General features: G+C 45.3%; 21 protein-coding genes. 12 read left to right on the forward strand and 9 right to left on the reverse strand.

The annotated features are described in order from the left end of the window. Window positions 1-217 precede the first annotated feature (217 nt). Window positions 218-2,209 carry a sulfite reductase, ferredoxin dependent gene (gene sir, locus QUB25_RS02640; protein ID WP_333181922.1) on the reverse strand — a complete coding sequence of 664 codons (1,992 nt, stop codon included), beginning with the start codon at window positions 2,207-2,209 and terminating at the stop codon, window positions 218-220. Window positions 2,210-2,495: 286 nt separating this feature from the next. Between sir and QUB25_RS02645 the strand changes: the two genes are divergently transcribed. Beyond that, window positions 2,496-2,744 carry a chlororespiratory reduction protein 7 gene (locus tag QUB25_RS02645; RefSeq protein ID WP_333181923.1) on the forward strand — a complete coding sequence of 83 codons (249 nt, stop codon included), beginning with the start codon at window positions 2,496-2,498 and terminating at the stop codon, window positions 2,742-2,744. Window positions 2,745-2,896: 152 nt separating this feature from the next. On the opposite strand, the gene QUB25_RS02650 is transcribed toward QUB25_RS02645, so the two are convergent. Both QUB25_RS02650 and QUB25_RS02655 read right to left on the reverse strand, forming a co-directional pair. Then, window positions 2,897-3,277, reverse strand: a complete 381-nt coding sequence (locus QUB25_RS02650; RefSeq protein WP_333181924.1) for a hypothetical protein — start codon at window positions 3,275-3,277, stop codon at window positions 2,897-2,899. Window positions 3,278-3,383: 106 nt separating this feature from the next. Continuing rightward, window positions 3,384-4,550, reverse strand: a complete 1,167-nt coding sequence (locus QUB25_RS02655) for a glycosyltransferase family 4 protein (protein ID WP_333181925.1) — start codon at window positions 4,548-4,550, stop codon at window positions 3,384-3,386. Between the two features lie 766 nt (window positions 4,551-5,316). Here QUB25_RS02655 and QUB25_RS02660 point away from each other — a divergent pair. The 5 genes from QUB25_RS02660 (at window position 5,317) to serS (ending at window position 12,415) form a co-directional block, all read left to right on the forward strand. After that, window positions 5,317-6,363, forward strand: a complete 1,047-nt coding sequence (locus QUB25_RS02660) for an ABC transporter substrate-binding protein (RefSeq protein WP_333181926.1) — start codon at window positions 5,317-5,319, stop codon at window positions 6,361-6,363. Window positions 6,364-6,538: 175 nt separating this feature from the next. Beyond that, window positions 6,539-8,083 (forward strand): sugar ABC transporter ATP-binding protein, encoded by a 1,545-nt coding sequence (locus QUB25_RS02665; protein ID WP_333181927.1) that lies wholly within the window; start codon window positions 6,539-6,541, stop codon window positions 8,081-8,083. Then, window positions 8,080-9,084, forward strand: coding sequence for an ABC transporter permease subunit (locus tag QUB25_RS02670; protein ID WP_333134217.1), 1,005 nt, complete (start codon window positions 8,080-8,082; stop codon window positions 9,082-9,084). Before QUB25_RS02665 ends, QUB25_RS02670 begins: the two co-directional genes overlap by 4 nt. Window positions 9,085-9,132: 48 nt before the next feature. Further along, window positions 9,133-10,767 carry an iron uptake porin gene (locus QUB25_RS02675; RefSeq protein WP_333181928.1) on the forward strand — a complete coding sequence of 545 codons (1,635 nt, stop codon included), beginning with the start codon at window positions 9,133-9,135 and terminating at the stop codon, window positions 10,765-10,767. Window positions 10,768-11,134: 367 nt separating this feature from the next. Next, window positions 11,135-12,415, forward strand: coding sequence for a serine--tRNA ligase (gene serS / locus QUB25_RS02680; RefSeq protein ID WP_333181929.1), 1,281 nt, complete (start codon window positions 11,135-11,137; stop codon window positions 12,413-12,415). Window positions 12,416-12,618: 203 nt separating this feature from the next. On the opposite strand, the gene QUB25_RS02685 is transcribed toward serS, so the two are convergent. Both QUB25_RS02685 and QUB25_RS02690 read right to left on the reverse strand, forming a co-directional pair. Then, window positions 12,619-13,635 (reverse strand): hypothetical protein, encoded by a 1,017-nt coding sequence (locus QUB25_RS02685; RefSeq protein ID WP_333181930.1) that lies wholly within the window; start codon window positions 13,633-13,635, stop codon window positions 12,619-12,621. A 68-nt stretch (window positions 13,636-13,703) separates the two neighbouring features. Further along, the gene (locus QUB25_RS02690) at window positions 13,704-13,883 is read right to left on the reverse strand and encodes a hypothetical protein (protein WP_333181931.1); all 180 of its coding nucleotides are present in this window, start codon (window positions 13,881-13,883) and stop codon (window positions 13,704-13,706) included. Here QUB25_RS02690 and QUB25_RS02695 point away from each other — a divergent pair. Next, a complete protein-coding gene (locus tag QUB25_RS02695; protein WP_333181932.1) occupies window positions 13,882-15,750 on the forward strand; it encodes a 3-oxoacyl-[acyl-carrier-protein] synthase III C-terminal domain-containing protein in 1,869 nt (622 codons plus the stop codon). The genes QUB25_RS02690 and QUB25_RS02695 overlap by 2 nt on opposite strands. Beyond that, entirely contained in the window at window positions 15,750-16,676 is a 927-nt protein-coding gene (locus tag QUB25_RS02700; protein ID WP_333181933.1) for a DUF6999 family protein, read from the forward strand. Before QUB25_RS02695 ends, QUB25_RS02700 begins: the two co-directional genes overlap by 1 nt. 123 nt (window positions 16,677-16,799) lie before the next feature. Here the strand turns inward: QUB25_RS02700 and QUB25_RS02705 are convergent, their stop codons facing one another. Next, window positions 16,800-16,937 carry a hypothetical protein gene (locus tag QUB25_RS02705; RefSeq protein WP_265236679.1) on the reverse strand — a complete coding sequence of 46 codons (138 nt, stop codon included), beginning with the start codon at window positions 16,935-16,937 and terminating at the stop codon, window positions 16,800-16,802. Between the two features lie 317 nt (window positions 16,938-17,254). Here QUB25_RS02705 and msrA point away from each other — a divergent pair, with 317 nt between their 5' ends. The 4 genes from msrA to QUB25_RS02725 all read left to right on the forward strand — a co-directional run bounded on the left by msrA (window position 17,255) and on the right by QUB25_RS02725 (window position 19,469). Next, the gene (msrA, locus tag QUB25_RS02710; protein WP_333059920.1) at window positions 17,255-17,908 is read left to right on the forward strand and encodes a peptide-methionine (S)-S-oxide reductase MsrA; all 654 of its coding nucleotides are present in this window, start codon (window positions 17,255-17,257) and stop codon (window positions 17,906-17,908) included. Between the two features lie 176 nt (window positions 17,909-18,084). Continuing rightward, complete coding sequence (locus tag QUB25_RS02715; protein ID WP_333181934.1) at window positions 18,085-18,390, forward strand: hypothetical protein; 306 nt, start codon at window positions 18,085-18,087, stop codon at window positions 18,388-18,390. Between the two features lie 121 nt (window positions 18,391-18,511). Further along, window positions 18,512-18,853 carry a YtxH domain-containing protein gene (locus tag QUB25_RS02720; protein ID WP_333059922.1) on the forward strand — a complete coding sequence of 114 codons (342 nt, stop codon included), beginning with the start codon at window positions 18,512-18,514 and terminating at the stop codon, window positions 18,851-18,853. 37 nt (window positions 18,854-18,890) lie between these two features. After that, window positions 18,891-19,469, forward strand: coding sequence for a DUF948 domain-containing protein (locus tag QUB25_RS02725; protein WP_333181935.1), 579 nt, complete (start codon window positions 18,891-18,893; stop codon window positions 19,467-19,469). A 17-nt stretch (window positions 19,470-19,486) separates the two neighbouring features. Here the strand turns inward: QUB25_RS02725 and QUB25_RS02730 are convergent, their stop codons facing one another. The 3 genes from QUB25_RS02730 to argB all read right to left on the reverse strand — a co-directional run bounded on the left by QUB25_RS02730 (window position 19,487) and on the right by argB (window position 22,810). Continuing rightward, a complete protein-coding gene (locus QUB25_RS02730; protein ID WP_333181936.1) occupies window positions 19,487-21,274 on the reverse strand; it encodes a cellulose-binding protein in 1,788 nt (595 codons plus the stop codon). 197 nt (window positions 21,275-21,471) lie between these two features. Beyond that, on the reverse strand, window positions 21,472-21,735 hold the full coding sequence (locus tag QUB25_RS02735) for a DUF4926 domain-containing protein (protein WP_333034923.1): 264 nt from the start codon (window positions 21,733-21,735) through the stop codon (window positions 21,472-21,474). A gap of 163 nt (window positions 21,736-21,898) precedes the next feature. Further along, window positions 21,899-22,810, reverse strand: a complete 912-nt coding sequence (gene argB / locus QUB25_RS02740) for an acetylglutamate kinase (RefSeq protein WP_333034924.1) — start codon at window positions 22,808-22,810, stop codon at window positions 21,899-21,901. Window positions 22,811-22,917: the final 107 nt, after the last annotated feature.

Consider the following 22,917-nt stretch of genomic DNA (forward strand, 5'->3'; position numbering starts at 1 on the left):
ACCGCAGAGAACGCAGAGAACGCAGAGGAAGAGAGAATGAGAGGAGATAGGCAGGCGGGGTTTCAACTGTTCAAAAAACAATAAAGGCAAAGCATCTACAACCGGAATTATTTTACAAATTCAAGTTTTTTTCTGCAAATGCTCTGCCTTTATATTACTTTTGCCAGAAGTCTATTGAATACAATCGAAAATCACAAAGCGAAAATCGAAAATCGGCTTATCCTTCCTCCTTAATCTTCTTTAAATAAGTGGAAATCGCTTCTGTAGCTAGCTGCGTGATTGGCTTGCCCTGACGGGCTGCTTCTTCCTTGAGCTCGTTGTAAATTTCATCGCGGACGCTAATTCGACGGCGGACTTTACCACCGCCAGCAGTGGCAGTCTCATTTGCATCGTCGTTACTAGACGTAACTTCTAATTCATTAATCTCAGTTGTCATCGAGTCAGCAGATTGGTAGTTGGTTACAAATTGACGGATAGATTCTAACCCGACGCGATCGCAAAAATTGCCAAAACTCTCGTTCAGTTGCCGTTTTTGCTTGAAATAAACAAAAATCGGCTCCAGAAAAGCTTCAAAATCCTTGACGTGCAGCTTTTCCTCAATGGGTTTTGCCAGCCGCGTTTGGTCGGGAGAACCGCCCAGCCAAATCTGGTAGGATTCCGGGGAACTCCCGACAAACCCCAATTCTGCCATATAAGGACGGGCGCATCCATTTGGGCAACCAGTCATCCGCACCACCAAATGCTCGTCTGCCAAGCCAACTTTGGTCAAAAGTGCGCGAATCCGCTCTAAAATGCTCGGCATCACGCGCTCAGATTCGGTAATCGCTAACCCGCAAGTCGGCATTGCTGGACACGCCATCCCATAGCGCACCAAGGGGTCGATCGCAGTTTCCCGCTGAATGCCGCATCGATCGAGTATTCCCTGAATTTCCTGTTTGATATCCGGCGAAACATCGTAAATCAGCACGTTTTGGTGCGGCGTCGCCAGTATCGGCAAGTTGTACTTCTGCACAATTTCCCGCAAAGCCGTTTTTAGCTGAAACGACCCTTCATCCTTGATCCGGCCATTATCCACAGAAATGCCGACAAACAGCTTGCCGTCTCCTTGTTCGTGCCAGCCCAAGAAATCAAAATACTTCCATTCAGGCAGCGGTTTAAAGGCTTCTAGCGGCTTGCCAAAATATTCGGCTACTTTTTCGCGGAACCACTGTACACCTTTGTCGTTAATCAGGTACTTCAGCCGCGCGTGCCGTCTGTCTGTGCGATCGCCGTAATCTCTTTGGGTTGCTACAATTGCCTTGACCAAATCGTAAACATCATCCTTGGCAACATAGCAAATCTCGTCAGCAACCCGCGCAAAAGTTTCTTCTTTATTGTGAGTACGGCCCAAACCGCCGCCAGCAAACACGTCAAAACCTTGCAACTCGCCAGCTTCATTGGTAATTACCACCAAGCTCAAATCCTGAGAGTACAAGTCAATTGAATTGTCTCCCGGCACGGTGACGGAACACTTGAACTTGCGCGGCATATAATGGCTGCCGTAAATCGGTTCTTCTTTGTCGTCGCTAAAGATTGTGCCGTTGCCGTTTTTCTGTCTCGCGGCCTTGACTGCGGGGTCTTCCTCAGCCGAAACAGCTTTTTCGCCATCCAACCAAATTTCGTAATAAGCACCGGTTTGCGGCGTTAGCAAATCGGCGACATTGTTGGCGTATTCCAGTGCATACTTGTATTCTGGGCGATTTTTGTATGGTGCAGGCGGTGCCATGACGTTGCGGTTCAAGTCGCCGCAAGCTCCCAAGGTTGACCCCATATTTTTAATAATTGAGGAAAACACTGCTTTAAGATTTTTTTTCAACACCCCGTGCAGTTGGAAACCTTGGCGCGTTGTAACGCGGATCGTGTGGTTGCCGTATTCTTCAGATAGCTTGTCTAAGGCTAAGTATAATTGCGGCGGAGTGAACCCGCCGGGATTGCGGGTGCGGAGCATGAACTGATAGTCTTTTTCTTGTCCTTTAACTCGATTGTCGCGGTTGTCTTGCTGGTACGAGCCGTGAAATTTGAGAATCTGAATCCCGTCTTCGGTGAAGTGGGTAGTTTCTTGTAACAGTTCAGTCGCAACGGGTTCTCGTAAATAGTTGCTGCGTTCTTTAAGACCTTCTGATTTAGATGGTTTGCGCGCAACAGGGGTTGAAGTGGAAGATGTGATCATGGGAATGTATAGTGCCAGTTATAATTAGATACAGCCGATCGAATATTTCTTGACAATTTGACACTTGACAAATTTGCACTTGACAAATCTCCTCAGAAATGCTGTGTCGGATCTGTTGACAACTCGGTTAACAACTAAGTTAATAACGGTAATCCGCTAGGAATTCTGATGGTGCTTAATTGTAACACGATCGACCCGGGGCTGAAAAATTGTAATTAAGAGTTTATACTTTCGATCGCTTAAGTGTACGAAACTTTAGAAATAATTAACCTCAACCATTGAAACTATGTCACTGTATGACGAAGACACCTTTGTGGTGTTAGAAACAAACCAGTCAGAGCAGTTTTTGACTGCGGCGGAACTGTTAGAAAAGCTGAAAGCCTTGTTAATAGAGGAACATGAAGATTTGCCGCAGGACGTTGATAAAATATCGGGCGTGGAAGCTCAAGCCAAGTATTTGATTGATACTTATTGTGAATTAGATGTCGGGGCTGGAAAATTTTTACAGTGGTATGCTGTGCGGTTGGAAAAGTAATTTGGGAAATAGGGCATCGCGCATTGGTTATTAGAACCAACAAGTAACAAGTAACAAATAAAAAATAACAGGTAACAAGTAACAAATAACCAATAACAACCAACTAATGCCCAATGCCCAACGCCCAATGCCCAATGCCCTATTCTTTCTAATTAATCTTCTAACTGTTGAACCGATGATACTTCTACTGCGGTAACATCGATCGTACCGGGCGGTGTCAAGCGACTAAAATGACCTTCCTCTATTTTCAGAGGTTCGCCACAGTTGGCACACTGAAACTGAGTTTGATTTAAAGCTGTAAATTCGTATTGACAAACGGGACAATTGTCCTCAATTAAATTGCGTTTCAGCCACCACTGAAGCACGAAAAATGCGACCACAGGCGTCAACAACAAAAAAGCTACTAAAATCAACACTGATTTAACTATCCACCCCAAACCAATAGACACCAACAAATACGCGATGCCCAGCAGTATCAACCAATTGCTAATACGGGGTAGCTTGAAAGATATTTTGGGGGTGCCTTGGTTCACTGTGGTCTCCTTTGGTGTCTTTGCAGGTAGGCATAACTCTATCCTACTCAGAAATTCAGGCGGTCGATCGAGTTAATTTTCCCATTGTACACCCATAAACCGCTCTCTACGGCATAAGTTTATCTGAGCCAGAGGGTTGCAAAATTCCTTGTAAGGATTGACAAAGGGATTCAAAACTAAATATCGCCAGGGTTTGTTCTCTCAACCAGTGGCGATCGCACCTTTTATCCTCTCCTCGCAGCATTTCCACACAAGCAAGCGCTACTGCTGCTGAATCTCGGTGAGGAACTCGCCACCCCAGTTTACCATCTTGCAGTGGATCGGCAGACCCGTCCGCGTCCCCCGCCAGTACGGGTACTCCGCAAGCCAGCGCTTCCAAATAAACTATACCGAAGCCTTCCTGGGAGGGCATTACATAAGCATCGGCCAACTGGTAATGTTCTGCTAAATTTTCTGTCGGTACAAAACCCGCAAATATTACTCTTTCGGCAATTCCCAAATCTTCAGCGAGTTTGGCTAATCTAGGTCGATCGTCTCCTCTGCCAATAACTAAGTATTTCACATTCGGAAAAGTTTTGGCTATTTGTGGCAAAGCTTGAATTGTGACATCGACGCCTTTGTAAATATCCGTCGATCGCAATCTGGCTACAGTCATCAATATTTTAGCACCAACCAAATTGTACTGCTCTAATAAATCCTGTGGCTTCTGCCCAGTGGTAAATATATTTTCATCTACAGTACAAGGCACTATTTGGAAATTTTCGGGATTTAATTGGTTAATTTCGCAAGTGCGATCGCGCGTGTACCTGCTAATAGTCCAAATACTGTCAGCTTGTCTCATTGCTGTTTGATATTTGGGCGGAAGCGGTTCCCACACTTCCTTGCCATAAGTTAAAATTGTGTAGGGAATTCCCAGTGGCAGGCATAAAGTTTGAATCAGCGGTGCGAGTTTGATATGACCGCAAAAAACCCGTTTCGGTCGTTTTTGCAGCAATCGAGTTAGTAATATTGTAGCAAATTTAAGACGACCAAACCAGGGATTCTCGGTTTGTATGTAATAAAATTTCAGATTTTTTGACTCGTAAGGATTGTTCCAGTCTGGGGAATCTCGCAACAGCAAAACTTCAGCTTGTGGCGGTGAGTTTGTCCCTGCGGTTATTGACTGGTAAGCTTTGAGAAGGTCTTGAACGTAGGATTGAATGCCGCCTTCGCTGGCAAATATTTCTAGGAAACAGAACACGTAATTTGTCGATCGCATTTCTGATTTACCCATTAACAGCGCAGACAATTATTCCTGTATAGTAATGACTTTGCAAAAAAGGGCGATCGTCATTATCCAGAGCTTTTCCACCATGTCAAGATGACTGTACTTGCAGGTTTTACAGGCAAATATTTGACTCGCCTACTTTCACCGTTGGTTTTGAGCGACTATCTGCTTTTTTACTAGGGCTTTTTAACAGGCTGCATCGGTGAGTGCGAGGCTTTGCTTTCAGTTTACTATAGTCTACCGTAATTGACGGTAAACTTAATGATTTTTTACAATATCCTACCCCAACCAAAATTTAAGATTTATTGAGTTGACGCAGCGCGTCTGAGCAGACTGAAGATTAGCAAAGGGGTACTTATCGAGGGTCTCGCCTCTTTAGTCTTTGGTAAAAGTATTGTCTATCCAAAGATAGATATAGAGGCAGTTTTTAATTGTTATCATCAGGAACATAGAGAGTTAAATTTAATATGACTCGGCCAGGTTTTAAAAGCCCTTTCTGAAAGATTTTGTCGAAAATATTCTCCTAAAATTTTGTCACGACTTGCAAAAAATTTAATGCTCATAAAGCATTAAAAAAAACAATATCGTTGATTATTTTGGCATCGAGGAGATAGTTTGACTATTCATATCTTTTCGGTTTACAAAAGTAGTCGAGCGAGCCGAGTGAGAAAGTTTTACGAGCAGAAAATAAACACGATCTCGTACAATTATGTACAAAGAAAAGCCGCTCACCTAAAACATTAGGTATTCGAGCTTAAACCTAACAAAGCTAATGTTAGGTTGGCAACGTCATATTGACGAGCGACTCTCTCCAAATGAGCCTTCATTGGAGTTTGAGGTGAAACGAGTAACGATCGCACTCAGTCTTTTTAGTCTACTCAGCAGCACTCTGGCAAGTTGCACCGCCGCTTCCCAGAACGCTCAAAACAGCACGCAAAAAAGCAACTCCGAACTTTCATCAGTTGCTGTAGCAGTCCGTGACCTCGGCAATCCATTCTTCGTACAAGTTGGCAAGGGCGCTGAGGCCGCAGCCAAGAAAATCGGCGGTGCAAACGTGAGGACAACTCTCGTTTCCAGCGGCGACGATTTAAATCAGCAATTTAATCAAATCGAAAACTTTATTGCCTCTAATGTCAGCATGATTGTACTCAATGCTGCTGACACCAAAGGCATTGCCCCGGCTGTCGAAAAAGCCAAGCAAGCCGGAATTCCGATAATTGCAGTTGATACCGCCGCCGAGGGAGGCGTTGATGCCACAGTTACTTCAAATAACGTGCAAGCTGGCGAAGTAAGTTGTCAATATATAGCCGATCGCTTGAAAGGAAAAGGCAGCGTTGTGATTATCAACGGGCCTCCCGTCGCTTCAGTGGTCGAGCGAGTTCAGGGTTGCCAGAGTGTGTTCTCCAAATATCCCGATCTCAAAGTTCTTTCCAAAGATCAGAACGCAGAAGGTAGTCGCGATGGCGGGTTAAGAGTGATGAGCGATTTGCTTACTTCCTTCCCAAAAATTGATGCTGTTTTTGCAATTAATGACCCCTGTGCCATTGGTGCAGAATTAGCAGCCAAGCAAGCACAAAGGAGCGAGTTCTTTATTGTGGGAGTCGATGGTGCACCTGAAGCTTTAGATGCGCTCAAGCAGAACAACAGTTTATTTGTGGCTACAGCAGCTCAAGATCCATTTCGCATGGCAGCCAAAGCCGTTGAAGTCGGGAACGACATTCTGAAAGGAAAAAAGCCAGCCAATCCAAACATTCTGATTCCAGTCGCGCTGATTACTCGCGAAAACGTCAATCAACATAAAGGCTGGACAAGTGAATAAACCAGGACTTACTGGCAACCGACTGGTTTGTGAAATAACTTCTTTTTGGTAGTCATTTTGCTATTGACAGGAGTAAAGTGGGCAATGCGTACCCTACCGATATACCTGCAATTAATTCCCCAAATTGATTTAGCAAACCTCGAATTGTAATTCGCCTAAAATTACGGTAGTTGCGATGGTAAATAGCACTCAAGATTCAATTAAAACTCAGCCCGTGATCGAAATGCAAGGTATTACAAAAACATTTCATGGTTTTACAGCCTTGCACGATGTAAATATCACCGTTTACCCAGGCGAAGTCCACGCCCTCATGGGGGAAAACGGTGCGGGCAAAAGTACCCTGATGAAAATTCTGGCGGGAGCCTACATAGCTGATGCAGGCGAAATCAAAATTGACGGTCAAGCTGTTAAGATGACAGACCCCGGTCAAGCCAGAAATTTAGGGATAGCGATTATTTATCAAGAACTCAATCTCGCCCCCAATCTGACAGTTGCTGAAAACATTTTTATGGGCAGCGAGCTGAAGAAAGGAGGTACATTTCTAGACCAAGATGAAATGCGACGTAGGGCCGCTGAGGTATTAACAAACCTCGACGCAAGTTTTGATGCTGGAGACCTGGTTTCCACACTTTCAATTGCCGAACAGCAGCAAGTGGAAATAGCTAGGGCACTCAAAGATAAAAGCCGAATTTTAGTGATGGACGAGCCGACAGCGGCACTTTCAGATCGCGAAACAGATAAGCTTTTTGAAGTGGTTCGCCGTTTGCGGAATGAGGGCATTGCTATTATTTATATCAGCCACCGGATGGAAGAGATTTATGCTCTTGCCGATCGCGTGAGCGTGATCCGTGATGGCGGATATATTGGCTCTCTTGAAAAGCACGAAATTTCTGCCAATCGCCTGGTGGAAATGATGGTGGGTCGTTCTTTACAGGATTTGTACGAAAACAAGCATCAAATAACACCAGGTGCTGTTGTTCTTGAGGTAACAAATTTAAGCGACGGCCGCAAAGTAAAGCCTGCCACTTTTCAACTTCATGCGGGCGAAATTCTGGGTTTAGCTGGTTTAGTTGGCGCCGGCAGAACAGAACTTGCCCGCCTAATTTTTGGGGCAGATCGAAAGACAAGCGGTGAAATAAAACTCGAAAATCATCCTCTCAATGTCTCAACACCCAATGAAGCAATGGCCGCCGGAATTGCTTACGTGCCCGAAGATCGCAAGGCTCTCGGACTATTTTTGGAGGCAACTTCGGGTGAAAATATCACCATGAATGTCCTCGATCGAGAAGCAAAATCTGGCATTATTAACTCAAATTTTCTGTTAAAAATTGTCAATGATGCTATTAATAATTTGCAGATTCGCCTTGCAAGTCCGAGCATCAGGGCAATGGATCTTTCTGGGGGGAACCAGCAGAAGTTGCTGCTAGCGCGTTGGTTGGCTATCAACCCAAAGGTGCTTTTGCTAGATGAACCGACGCGGGGTGTGGACATTGGCGCCAAAAGCGAAATTTATCGAATTATTAGCGATTTGGCAGCCAAGGGTGTAGGTATTTTAATGATTTCCAGCGAGTTGCCGGAAATTGTGGGAATGAGCGATCGCGTCTTAGTGATGCGAGCAGGAAGCCTCGTCGGTGAAGTAGGCGGATCGACTGGGGAAAAAATTACGCAAGAGAACATTATGGCTTATGCCACTGGTGCAAAAGAGGTAGTAAAATCATGAGTCAAACGCAAACAAAAACGAACAGAAATTCTGGGGGCGATCGCCAAAAAGCCAGTAAAGCTCAAGCTTGGAAAAATTTCATCCAAGTTGCCGGTATCCTGCCGATTTTGGTTGGCATCTGTATAATTTTTTCCCTGGTAACGCCCAACTTTCTTTCAGTAGGAAATTTGATCAATGTCATCCGGCAAGCCTCGATCAATATTGTCCTAGCTACCGGCATGACTTTTGTGATTTTGACTGGCGGAATTGATCTTTCTGTCGGCTCAATTTTGGGCGTGACTGCCGTAGTCGGGGTACTGGTATCCTTAGTTCCAGGTCTGGGTTGGTTTGCCGTACCGGCTGCGTTAATAGCCGGAGTATTTTTAGGATTACTTAACGGCTCCCTAATTGCCTATTTAGGTTTGCCTCCGTTCATCGTAACCCTGGGTTCTTACACTGCTTTACGGGGAGTTGCTTATTTAGTAGCTAACGGCACTACAGTTATCAATAGAAATTTGAATTTTGCGTGGGTAGGTAACAGCTATGTTGGCCCTATTCCCTGGTTAGTTATTATCGCTTTTCTCGCAGTTTTAGCGAGTTGGTTTGTCTTGCGGCGGACTGTTCTGGGGAGGCATATTTATGCTGTGGGAGGTAACATTCGGGCAGCACGATTGACAGGTATTAAGGTGAGTCGCGTGCTGTTATTTGTCTATGGCGTGAGTGGGTTGCTTTCTGGTTTAGGTGGAATTATGAGCGCGTCGCGCCTCTACAGTGCTACGGGAATGTTGGGGCAAGGCTACGAATTAGACGCGATCGCTGCTGTAATTTTGGGCGGAACGAGTTTCACAGGTGGAATTGGTACTATTTGGGGTACTTTGCTCGGGGCTTTAATTATTGCCCTGCTCAACAATGGACTAACTCTCATGAACGTGTCTTTCTTCTGGCAGTTAGTTGTTAAAGGTTTGGTGATAATTATCGCAGTGACGATTGACAAAGTTCGCACCGGTTCAAGCGCAGCGTAATAATATTGCTAATTCGGTCGATCGGTTCCTTATGCGGAGCTTTGTCCTATGCACATCCAGCATTTTCCTCACCTGATTACTGCTTTTATACTGGGAACGCCTGGTGTATTTCTACTAACATCATCCCCAAGTTTTGCTGCACCAATTGATAGATTAGTTGCTCCTGAACCGTTAAAGACCTTGGCAGAAGATCCCTTCGCGCAGGTGAATTCTGTTTCTCAACTCTCGGATGTAAAACCGACTGACTGGGCGTTTCAGGCGCTGCAATCTCTAGTAGAGCGCTACGGCTGCATTGTCGGCTATCCGGACGGCACCTACAGAGGAAACCGCGCGCTGACGCGGTACGAATTTGCAGCAGGATTGAATAGCTGTCTCGATCGAGTCAGCGAACTAATTGCCGCAGGAACAACCAACCTGATTACTCGGGAAGATTTAGCGATCGTCCAAAAGCTGCAAGCAGAATTTGCAACAGAATTATCGGTGTTGCGGAGTCGAGTCGATGCTCTAGATGCACGCACAGCAGAACTAGAAGCGAATCAGTTCTCGACTACTACGAAGCTGAATGCGGAAATTATCGTGGTGGTAACAGATACCTCGGGTAACAGTGTTGGGGATTCGCGCGATCGCACCAACACTATTGTTGCCAACCGGGGGCGATTAAATTTTGAAACCAGCTTCACCGGTCGCGATATGCTGAGAACCCGTTTGGAATTCGGCAACTTGGGCAGGAGCATTGCCGATGAGACGGGTACAAATATGACGGCCTTGAACTTTGATGGCAATGTCGATAACACAATCACCGTCCCTCACGTATTGTATGTAACGCCGCTGACCTCTAATCTGGCGCTGACCGTCGGCCCGACAGGTGTTGGGTATCCCGATATTACGGATTTGCTGACTCCTCCCACGATCGCCAGCGACAGTGAGGGAATTCCCTCGAAGTTCGGACAATACAATCCCCTCTACCGCCGGGGAGGTGGCGGTGCTGCTGTCAACTGGACGATCGTCAAAAACCTCACCCTGACTGTGGGCTATGTAGGCGGAAATCCCAATCTCTCGCAGCAAAGTAACGGTTTATTCAACGGTTCGTACAACGCTCTGGTTCAGCTTGCCTACCGAGGCGATCGCGGAGCAATTGGCGTAGCCTATTCTCGTACCTTTGCGCCAAGCGGTAAAGCCGACCTTACAGGCGGTACGGGCAGTTTTCTGGCTGCGCGACCGTTTGGGGACAATATTGCTACATCTAGTGATTCTGTAGGCGTACAGGGATTCTACCGCCTTGCTCCCCGGTTGCAAGTTCACGGTTGGGGCGTTTATACTCGCGCCAATGCAGAAAATTCCGGTGTTAGCAGCGTTTCTGATGGTAGAGGTGGCGTGGTTTTGCTAAATGTTGACGGCGGCGATCGCGCCGATATTGTGTATGCAGCGATCGGGATCAGTTTCCCAGATGTGGGAGGTGAAGGCAACCTACCCGGGATTTTGGTGGGTTTACCAGGTCGCGTGACGAGCAGTAATGTCCGCCGCGAGCGAGATACTTCCTATCACATTGAAGCCTTCTATCGCTTTCAGGTCAACGACAACATTTCCATTACCCCTGGTGTTTGGGCCGTTGTTAATCCTGAGAATGAGAGCCGCAACGACACTCAATGGGTTTGGTTGCTCCGCACTGGCTTTAACTTTTAACACGAAATATATTTTAGTAACCTAGTCCGGGACACAAAAACCCAGTTTCTTGACGTAATTGCCTCATTTGAGACGATAATCGCGAGAAACCGGGTTTTTTAGACTGATAGTGCGTCCAGGACTTCAATTTCATCCCACAAAACAAAAAACCCCTGCCATCGCTGACTGGGGTAGAAAATTATCAGGGTGCATCTACTAATATTTGCAAGTATAGCAGACATTTGTGGGGTGTCACCCTTCATGGGTGACACCCGACTTATTTATCAATCAAAATAACTTATAATTTACGGCGCAAATGATTGACAAAGCTTCTATATCAGGTAGTTTTGTCCCAGCCGATCTAAAATTTAAGATTTAGAATAAATCTGTGCTAGACCTCAAATTAATCCGAGAAAACCCGCAAGCCGTGCAAGAAAGCCTCAACCTGCGCGGAGGTAACTATGAAATCGAGCCGATTTTGCAATTAGACAAACAGCAGCGGGAGTTGGAAGGCAAGCGATCGCAACTGCAAGCCCGCAGCAACGAAATTGCCAAACTCATCGGTCAAAAAAGAAAATCGGGTTTAACCCTCGAATCTCCCGAAGTTCAGGAACTGCAAGCAGAAGGCAACGCAGTCGGCACCGAGTCGAACCAACTGCAAGCACAGGAAAAAGACCTAAAAGCTCAAATAGAAGCTTTATTGCTACCGCTGCCAAACTTACCGAGTCCGTCAACGCCGATCGGCAAAAATGAAGAGGAAAACGTCGAAATCCGGCGCTGGGGAGACGAATACATACCCCAAAATTCCGGTATTTTACCGCACTGGGAAATCGGAGAAAAATTAGGAATTATCAACTTTGAACGGGCAGTAAAAATCGCTCAGCCCCGCTTTGTCAGCTTAATGGGAGCCGGGGCAGCCCTGGAAAGAGCGATAATTCAATTTATGCTCGATCGCCACACAAAAGCTGGTTATGTAGAAGTAATTCCCCCCTTTTTAGTTAACACTGAATCCCTCACGGCTACGGGTCAATTACCTAAATTTGCTGAAGAAAGTTTCAAGTGCGACCAAGATGATTTGTGGTTAATTCCTACTTCCGAAGTTCCGGTTGTCAATTTGTACAGAGGTGAAATTTTGACAGCAGAACAGTTGCCAATTTATCACTGTTCTTATACTCCTTGTTTTCGGCGCGAAGCTGGCAGTTACGGCAAAGATACGAGGGGATTAATTCGATTGCACCAATTTAATAAAGTTGAATTGGTAAAACTCGTGCATCCAAGTACCTCCGAGGCAGAGCACGAAAAGTTAGTGCAGGATGCTGAGGGAGTTTTGCAGGCGCTGAAATTGCCTTATCGGGCGATCGCACTGTGTACCGGCGACTTAGGTTTCGCGGCGGCAAAAACCTACGATTTAGAGGTGTGGCTACCATCTGCGGGCAAATACCGCGAGATTTCCAGTTGTTCCAACGTCGCAGATTTTCAGGCGCGGCGGGCAAATATTCGCTTTAAAGAAGCGGGTAAAAAAGGCACTCAATTCGTTCACGCCCTCAACGGTTCCGGTTTAGCTGTGGGCCGCACAATGGCGGCAATTTTGGAGAATTACCAGCAGCCAGACGGAACTGTAAAAGTGCCGGAAGCCTTACAACCCTATTTGGGACGGGAAGTTTTATAAACAAGATGATTCGGCGATTAACTGGTTGCCCAGGCTCTGCCTGGGAACCGATGTACAGAGGCTCTGCCTCGCTTGCTTGCGAAAATTCGAGGCAGAGCCTGTGGATCTCCGTTACCAGGCTCTGCCTGGTAACGAGTAACGAGTAAAACTCTTGTGGTGTAGGCATCCTGCCTGCCCTTGGCTGGCTATTTACCAGATATCTATTACAGTTTGAGCAATGCTTCCTTAATTTCCAGGGCTAAAAATCTATCCAATGCTAGATACATCCAATAAACAGATAACTGACTATCACTGCTAGTCTTCTGAAATCCCAAGGCCAGGCACAGTTTTTCGTACATGGGGTGAATCATCAGGGTGTACAAGTCGCAAAGATTGGGAAAATCTGTTTGCATTTCGCCTAAAACTTTTTGTGCGTCTTCGAGAAAAGCAATGCGGTATTCTGACAAATACTGCGGATCGATCATCCAACTGCGGACAAATACTGACTGGCAATTTAGATCTCCTGGTAGCGCCATCTTGAAAGGATCGATATCGGAAATAGAACTTAAATGAAGCCCTTTACTAGCAGCATTAAAAAAATTTACTTCAGATTCGCTAGCTGTGGGATAAAGTAAGTAAAATCCGACGGGATTGAGATTATCTGAGCGGCGCAAAACTCGCATTCCCTTTGAGTATTGACTGGCAAAAAGCCGGAGGATTTTAGCAATTTTGTGGGGGACGGCGTTAGTGTTTCGGTTCATCCAGTTGTAATTGGTGGCTAATAAATTGGCAACCGGAATCGCGTCGCACCGGGGGTCAAAATTATCTAATTGGAGTTGTACAGGCTTTTGAGGTTCGGCGGCCTCTAAAATTTCTGAAACAGGTTGAATTTGAATTGCCGTAGCGTTACCATCAAAGTGTTTTGCGATTAATCCGAGTGCTGCTAATTTATCTAACATCATTCCGGCGGCGCGATCGCTCCCGCGATCGGAATCGCAGTAAAATAGTTCGGCGGCTTCCCGGTGAGTGCACTGCACTTCTGTTGCTGGCACTTCCAGTTTCGCCAGCGGTGGTTTGAGACGGGGCTGGCTTTCCTGAAGCTGTTTCACCGATAAGTACACCCAAAGCCTGATAAAGCATTCAGCCCTAGTGCGAGTTACGCCTACTCGTTTCATCAACAGCGAAACAGCCGTGCGGCGTTGAGAAGGAGAATACCAAGTATCTAGTTTTGCAATATCCATTTCAGTCGGGAAGCTGCGAAGGAACTCTAGTTACATATTGGCTCAATTACAATAAACTTCACCCCGCTTCAGATTACTTGTTGCCGCTGTTGCTCAACTTGCCTGATTTCCGGCGACTCTACAAGATAGCTGGTTTCTCCTTGCAAGTTCACTGCTTCACAAAGCATTATCAATTTTAGATATTTTCTGGCTTGATTTAACAAACGAACGAACCCGAGTAAATTAGCAACTTTAGAGGTGTACGCCATGTACAGTGCTTATATCAATCGGATGGGAAAGTTTTTGCCGGGAGAACCGATTAATAACGATGAGATGGAAGAGTATCTCGGCAAAATTGCCTCGCGCCCTTCGAGAGTCAGGCAGCGAATTCTCAACAGCAACGGCATTCAACAGCGCTACTACGCGATCGACAAACAGCAGCAAACACTATATTCTAACAGCCAAATGGCAGCGTTTGCCGTCCGTGACGCGATTTCTCAGTCAAATCTGGAACCGGGGGCGATCGACTTATTGGCCTGCGCTACCACTTTACCAGACTTATTAGTACCGGGATTTGCCAGCACAGTACACGGGGAACTTTCCGAATTATCTCCCCTAGAAATAGTGTCAACTCAAGGAGTTTGCTGTGCCGGAGTTAGTGCTTTAAATTACGCCGCCTCTCAAATCGAACTCGGCAAAAAACAAACCGCCATTGCCGTCGCTTCCGAATTTCCCTCGCGCCTGTTTAAAAACACCAAATTTGAAGCAAAGACTTCAGTGCAAGCCGGAAAACCCCTGCCTTTCGATACAGAATTTCTGCGCTGGATGCTCTCCGACGGTGCGGGAGCATTGTTGCTCCAAAACCATCCTAACGCGACAGGAATTAGTTTAAAAATAGAATGGATTGAGCTAATTTCCCACGCCAACGCCTATCCTGTTTGTATGTATTCAGGATTAGCCAACGAAACCTCCACTAAAAGCTGGTTGGATTATTCCTCCTACCTCGATGCCGCCACAGCGGGAGCTTTTGACTTGCGGCAAAATATTCGCTTGCTGGAAAATGTAATGAAATTAGGCGTTGAAGGTTGGCTGCGGCTGATTAAAGCCGGGAGAGTTTGTCCGCAGGAAATCGACTGGCTGCTGTGCCACTATTCGTCTCACTTTTTCCGGGGGCAAATTGTAGAACTTCTGGAACAAGCAGGCTGCATGATTCCTGAAGAAAAATGGTTTACTAACTTATACAGTCGGGGAAATACAGGCTGCGCCTCGATTTATTTAATGTTAGAGGAATTGTTCAATTCGGGCAAGTTGCAGCCTGGACAGAAAATCTTTTGTTTTGTCCCGGAAAGCGGTCGCTTTACAACGGCATATATGATGTTAACTGCTGTGGAAAATACCCATAAGCCTATGAGTTCTCAAATTTCTAACTTTCATGAGGTTCCCGAAGCTTCGCCTCTCGAAAGCGTTAAACCCGAACACCCCAACTCTCCGCAAGCTTATTTGTTGCGGGAGTTAGCATGGATTTGGCTGAAGTTCGATCGCGAAATTCGTTCTGTTCCTATTGTCCGCAAATTGTACCGAGGAGAGTTTACAATAGAAGATTATCAAGCTTTGCTGTGCAATCTCCGGCCGCAAGTTGTAGAGGGAGCTCGCTGGATTGCTCGCGCTGCTTCTAACATGAGTGACTTTCGCCTGCGATCGACTTTTATCGGCCATGCCCAAGACGAACACCGCGACTATCAAATGCTAGAACAAAATTATGTTTCTGTGGGCGGTGAATTGGCAAAAATTGTGGAATATGATAAGAATATTGGCAGCGAAGCACTATCAGCTTTTATCTTTCACCAAGCATCGCGGGAAAATCCGGTCGATTTAATTGGCAGTATGTTTATTATCGAAGGATTGGGCAATCGGTTGGCGGGAAAGTGGGCAAAACAAATTAAAGAAAGTCTCGGTTTGCAAGACGAACAAGTATCGTTTTTAGCGTATCACGGATCTAATGACGAGTCGCATTTAGCTAAACTGGAAACTTTGATTAATGCCGAATGGATGACAGATGATATTGCCCGCCGCATTGTCAAAACCGCTCGCGTCACTGCTCGTTTATATTTGCTGCAATTGGAGGAAATTCGTTAATGCAAAAGCTGCAAAAACAAGATACCGAAAATCTCCCAGATGAGCGAAAAATTCCTTACGCTACCAAACCCTACAACCGCCGAGATCCGAATGTTTGGGATGTGCTGTTTTGCGATCGATCTATTCCCGTCGATTTAGTGGCAAAAGCCTACATGATCCGGGATTTGCAAAACTGGACTCGCAGTTATTTGCTGATTCCGATCAAAGTAATTGCTAACTTGTTGCTGGCGGTAATTATGACAACAAAGCGCCTGTTGCCATTTCAATTCCGCGCTTACACTTTAATGCACAAATCGGCTGCATTTTTCCTAAATAACTTTGTCTCGCCAGAAGCTTGTTATTTAATTGTCCGACACATCTGCATCGGCTCCAACATTATTAACTTCTTGATTGACAACGGCCCCGACACCCACATAGAAAAGTCAAAGCTTTATCCGCGCACTGTGAACGATTTAGCGGACAATGCGTTTCTCGAACACGACTTAATTCTCTATAACTTTGTCTGGGACTACAACCAGGCCATGCTGACAAATCCTAACTGGTTGCAAGTGGTCAAAAAACGGGGAATAAATTATGATAGTATTCAACCAGTAGAAGTTGCCATAGATTTTGAAAAACGCAGATGGCTAAAAATTCTGGATTTAGAATCGGCGATCGAATTGTTTAAAGTTTTTTATTCTTTGTGTTTGACTAGCGACGAATTTGCGCGAGCAGTGATGTCGCTTCAGTTAGATGAAAACTTCGGAGTGTACGTCAGCGAGATTAGGGGAAATTGCGACTGGAATCATGTAATAGTCAACCGCCATCCGCTAGCGCCCAACAGTCCGTTTAATGCGGCACGCGACTTGTTTTTGCACGGGATAGTTTCGGAATATCTCTATCGGTATTTGGAACTGCAAAAAGAGATGAGAAATGTTTCAAAGTAAGGTGCTTAGGTATGTGTAACGTAAGCACCTTACGAATATAAGTAGCGCGTCCAATAACTTTTTGCGTAAGTCCTAAAGTTTGAAAGAATGGTTAATTTTTAGGTCAAAAATCAATAGGAAAACTCAAGCTGCTGCTAGCTGTGCTTGTTCTGCTGCTTTGGGCAAAGTCTGATTTACCACAATCCACTTGCCTGTAATTGGGTCGCGGTAAGTAATAAACGGATTAGATTTTAAAGGTTGACTGCAAGGTTTAGCGCCCATTTCTACACACTCCCAATAAATGGTATTGAATAACTACTACAACACCATACCTTTAATAATCGGCTATTTTGCCTAAAATCCGCGTGATTTACAACTCAACAATAGGTGATATTTTAGGTGTGTTTTGGTGACATAAAACACTACCTAATGTGATTTAAAACCGCGTGGGCAGTGAGCAGTATCACCAAAAACCTTCCGTAAAAAAAATCGGCCTTCGGGTTTTTACCTTCTACCTTTAAGAGGGCCACTACTTTCAGTATACATCTGATATTATTAAGTAAGGTAAAGACGTTTATCAGAGATCCCCTCACAAACTTATGGTGCTATTTGGATTTGGCAAAAAGTCGAGCCTGCCCTCTCCCCAAGAGGCCTTGCCGGGGCGGGCAGAGTCGATGTCGGTACCGGCAACTCACTTTGTTAACGGCAATCCGCTCAAACCTCCCTTTCCAAACGGCATGGAGACTGCCTTGTTTGGCCTGGGCTGTTTTTGGGGAGCAGAACGCAAATTTTGGCAACAAAATGGAGTTTTTTCGACGGCTGTTGGCTACGCGGCCGGGATTACTCCGAATCCTACTTACAATGAAGTTTGCAGCGGGATGACGGGACATAATGAAGTAGTTCTGGTTGTGTTCGATCCCAAAGTAATTAGTTACGAAACGCTGCTCAAAGTTTTTTGGGAAAGTCACAATCCTACTCAAGGAATGCGTCAGGGCAATGATTCTGGTACTCAGTATCGATCGGGAATTTACACGTATTCAGCCAGCCAAAAGCAGCTAGCTGAAGCTTCGCGCGATGCTTACCAGCAGGCTTTGACTGCTGCCGGTTACGGCAAGATTACCACTGAAATTATTGATGCTCCTGAGTTTTATTACGCAGAAAGCTATCATCAGCAGTATCTTGCTAAAGAGCCGAACGGTTATTGCGGTTTGGGCGGTACTAAGGTTTGTTTGCCTGCTATGTCTCAGGCTTAAAAATTGACCCCGCTTAGGGAGAGGGACACATAGTTCAGGACAAAACATTGTTGTGTCCTTAAAACAGAGCTCAGGACACAACAATGTTGTCTCCCTACAATATATCTGGTAGGCCGTTGCTCATAGCCCGCCACAAAAAGCGGAATATCTTAGTAGTAGTTGAAAATAAGTAATAAATGCTGAATGCTGTTGTAATTATCAATATACTAATATCTGTAGTCTGTTTTTATATCGCTGCGAGAGTGTGGAAAATCAGGCGGACGATCGCACGTTTGGAACTTCGGATCGCAGCAATCGAACGCTGTAGCAGCAATGTCCTCAGTACGACGCCGGATTTCCTTGGTAAAAGGCAGCAAGGTACCCGGCAACTGCGACTACGTTATCAACAACTGGAATTGCAACTGCAACAAGTTCAGCAACTTTTGGGATTGCTGGGTTTGGGACGGATGCTTTGGTCCAGGCGCGATCGACGTTTGAGGTAAGCTATTCTAAAATTGCCGCCTGTGCTGACTCCCTAGGGTTTTCAACAATATTTCTACCTTTGTAAAGGGCTGCGATCGGGCAAACGCCCCTAAAATTGGTGTATGGAGAGAAGTTATAAAAATGTCAACTAAACGTTCAGGATTATTTATTGGCGGTTTGCTTGTGGGTTCTGCGATCGGGGCGGTGACTGGCTTGCTGATGGCACCGCGACCGGGCAAGGAGACGCGCCAGATATTGAAAAAATCGGCCGATGCTTTGCCGGAGTTGGCGGAAGATTTATCGACTAGCGTGCAATTGCAGGCCGATCGACTTTCTGAAACTGCAATCCGGAATTGGGACGAAACTTTGATTAGACTCAAAGAGGCGATCGCGGCAGGTTTGGAAGCGACTCAGCGGGAACGCCAAACCCTGTCGGAAGCTGAATCTGAAGTGAGTCCCCCGTCGCGCCCTCCCATCCGCTAAATGCCATGAAATTCTCAACCCCCAATCCCAGATTCAAGTGAGTGATCCCATATTTTGGCTAGGACTTTCAATTTTGCTAGTGGCAGTTAGCCTGACTGCTGTTTTAGTGACTTTAATACCTGCGGTGCAAGCGCTGGCACGGGCGGCCCGCAGCGTGGAAAAGCTCGCTGACACACTTTCTCGCGAATTTCCGCCCACTTTGGAGGCAATTCGGTTGACGGGGCTGGAAATTAGCGAGTTGACGGATGATGTCAGCGAGGGAGTACAAAGTGCGGGCGAGGTTGTCAAACAGGTCGATCGAAGTATTGGTAGCGCCAAAAAGCAGGCGCAAAACGTGCAGGTAACTACTCGCAGCGTGGTGACTGGGATTAAGGCTGCTTGGAAAACTTTAACTCGGAAGCCGCCGATTTCTGGGACAAATCGCCGTTCAACAGAGAGATTGTCGCCGAGTCAAAGAAGTGCGATTTCGCTAAGGGATTCGGGTTTGGAGGATAGGTATTCTGGGGTTTACGGTGCGGGTGCGAGTAATGGGGAATCGCCCCGGTTGAGGAGTAGCGAGGGTTCGGGTTTGCCGGGGGATGCTGAAGAGTTTGAGGAAGTGTCGAAGGATTCTTGATTGCCCCCAATTTCTGATCATCCCTCAACAGCACACCCATCCCACCAGCAAGGATTCTTATCAATAAAATCCATCAAAGCATCATACTTAGGCGAACCCTTTTGTTCCACATACTCCAAAGCCCCCCAACTTCCCCACTTACTAAATGAACTCACATCAACAAAGTGCATGAAAAGACTGCCTCCAGCCTGTTTCCAACTATTTAGTAATTGGGTGTAGATATCATACATTTCTGGGCGCCTATTTAATTCCATAAAAAACTTGGTCAGTTTTTCGTTATTCTCAACTCCTTGAATACCTACAATATGTTGACCCCCCTCGTAAACAAATAACTTGAGTCCTTTTTTTTGAGCCACACCTAAGTAATATTTAAAGTCATTATCAACATCGGGCAAACTATCTTTGAAGCCCGGAAGTAACCCACCCTCTCTTAATTGCTTAAAAGCTTTGCCAAACCCGCCATCTGCGTCATTCAACCAAGACTCTACTGTGCTGACACTTTCTTTCCCGCCCAAGTTTCCGCTAAAATATCCACCTATGGCTAAGGCATCAATACCGTGTTGATAACAAGGTTTATTACCCTCAGCTACCCAATAGGGACAATCTAAAGCATAATTGCCTAACTCTCTCCAAGCTCTTTGAGTTCCTAACACGCAGACAACTCGATTCTTTTGATCCCCAAAGACGCCTTTCCAGATATCGCACATTTGAGCACTACGCATTCCGTGCCATTGCATAAAAGCATCGCCTTTATCTCCCCACCTCGCTTTACCTTGTTCCAAGGCATAATTCGATTGTCGAAATGACCAATTCCAAACCTCATTAGAATACTCTACATTAACTTTCAGCTTTGGATCTAAACTATCTTTGACCATTTTAGCAAAGTTAGTCATATAGTCATCCGTAGCCTGATGCGGCATATTAAACCAGGGTTCTGCTTGGACTTTGTTAGCTAAATTCACCATAACTTCTATGGGAACATTTCCTCTGTAAGCATAGGATACACTCTCTGGTTTGGGTCGGTTTGACCATTCTTTTTGTTCAGAACCATTTGTATCCATCCAGTCCATAAAACGCAAGGTCCTAAATTTTTTAATCTTTTCTATAAACAGCGGATTAAATATTTCACCACTTTGAAAAAGCTCTTCATCTTGGGATCGAACCACTTTAATATTGCGGATATAGTTCCCTGTTTTATTGGGATCGGTAGCAGTAATTGTAATCATTATGCCTCCCCCTTGTGTGGCATCTACATTAATGATATCCCTGCCGGGTTTCGACGCAGCCTCATCTTTTTTTCCATCAAATTGATATTCGATCGCACCTTCACCCTCATAAGTAACAATATATTGCCCTGAAGGATAGCGATTGGGGATTTCCCTAAGTAATAGCGTACTTACCCTAGTATATTTAGGAGCTTCTTCGGGCGATGGCAGAGACTTCACCCATCCATTTTTATCAAGATTTAAAAGATTATACTCCTCTGTATCCCATTCACCTTTACAGTTTGGTTGTCCGCTAACGCATTGAGTTATCCATTGCCTAGAAGATTTGAAAGCATCTAAAAAGGGTAATTGTGTGGAGTAGTCAGCAATACCATTAAGCCCAACTCCTAAAGAAGAGCGAGAATTTGACGTATTTTGTACATTGGCACGCACCGCTACTGTGTTATCTACTTGCGGTACTGGTGTGGGAGCGATATTAGTTGTTAAAGCCCAACATCCGGGAATGAAAATGACAAAAATTAATAAACCCAGCACAAAGCCCAGAGCTTTTTTGTTCGATCTGATACTTAATCGAGACATAAATTTGATTAATTTGATTGTTTTAGGTAAAATCGAAGCGGGCGAGACAGTTTTAATTTTGATATTTTATCAAAAAGTTCCTTCTAAAACTATCAGCTATAAGATTATTAACATTTTTGCCTCTCAGTGGAGGGGCGAGAGCCCTTTCTGTCCCCAAGTGCGATCGTCCTTATCTAACTTCTATTCTCCTCACATTACTAAGCAACTGCAAGTTCATATTGCAGAACTAAAATTTCATCAGCTTTCAACATAGCCATAGCATATTCACTCCCTTGACTATCAGCAAACTCCACTAAATACTGACATTCTTTTCCCGTCTCATACAGTTCAACAATAGTTCCCACAAGTCCAACTGGCAAACTAGAAATAGATGCGTATTCTGGTTCCACTAGCGCTAATCGCGTATTTGAAATCGGCTTGAGAATCGCAACAGAATCCAAAACTCTAAAGTGTTTAATCATAGTTTAAGAAAAGCTGAAATTCAACAACGGTTAGAAATAGTTGAAGTAATTTACCAGAAGTACCTTTTCAAGGTTTTTAGGGGCAGGTTTAGTTAGGATATACGCGATCGCAGCGAGTTTACCCCTTTCACGCGCCCGCCCTCCCCACGCTAGGATTTACACCTTACTTAGGCCTTAAGTTCGCGCTGCTAAACTCAGAAGCCACAATCATCGACCCAATCCCCGCATCCGTAAATATTTCTTGCAGCAAAGCATGAGGAATTCGACCGTCAATAATGTGAGCACCCTTCACACCCTGAGCCAAACTCCGCACACAACAATTAACTTTCGGAATCATCCCCCCAGACACAACTCCAGACTCAACCAACTCTCTTGCTTCTTGAATATCTAACTTAGCAATCAAACTATCCGGCTTGTGATAATCCTCTAAAATTCCCGCAGTATCGGTCATCAAAATCAACTTTTCCGCTCCCAAACCAGCCGCAATTTCCCCAGCCACCGTGTCAGCATTAATGTTGTAAGATTGACCGTTTTCATCGGCTGCCACACTCGACACCACCGGAATATAACCGCTGTTCACCAAAGACTCCAAAATCTGGATTTTCACGCCGCTGACTTCACCCACAAACCCAATTCCTTCCCGGCCATCTGGACGAGCTTGAATCAGATTGGCATCCTTGCCGCACAATCCCACTGCTTTGCCGCCAGCTTGGTTAATTAACGAAACAATTTCTTTATTTACTTTACCTACCAAAACCATTTCTACAACTTCCATTGTCGCCGCATCAGTCACCCGCAAACCATCCTTGAATTGCGGCTCAATTCCCAATTTTTCCAGCCAAATATTAATTTCCGGGCCACCGCCGTGAACCACAACCGGACGCATCCCCACGCAAGCTAGCAGCACAATATCCCGAACCACCTTGTCTTTGAGATTGCTATCTTTCATCGCCGCACCGCCATATTTGACCACAATGGTGCGACCGGCAAAGTGTTGAATGTAAGGCAGTGCTTCGGACAGCACCTCTACTCGATTAGTGTCCGAATTCCTAACAAAATCGCTTTGTTTGAGCATGGGTAAATTACAGAAGACTAAAAACTTAATTCTAAACTTTAATGGCTAAAGCACATATTAACAGCCACAAAAATCACTTTTTCCCTTAAAGTTATGGACGCACAGGC

The organism is Microcoleus sp. B3-D7 (assembly GCF_036705305.1).
Classification (GTDB): domain Bacteria; phylum Cyanobacteriota; class Cyanobacteriia; order Cyanobacteriales; family Microcoleaceae; genus Microcoleus.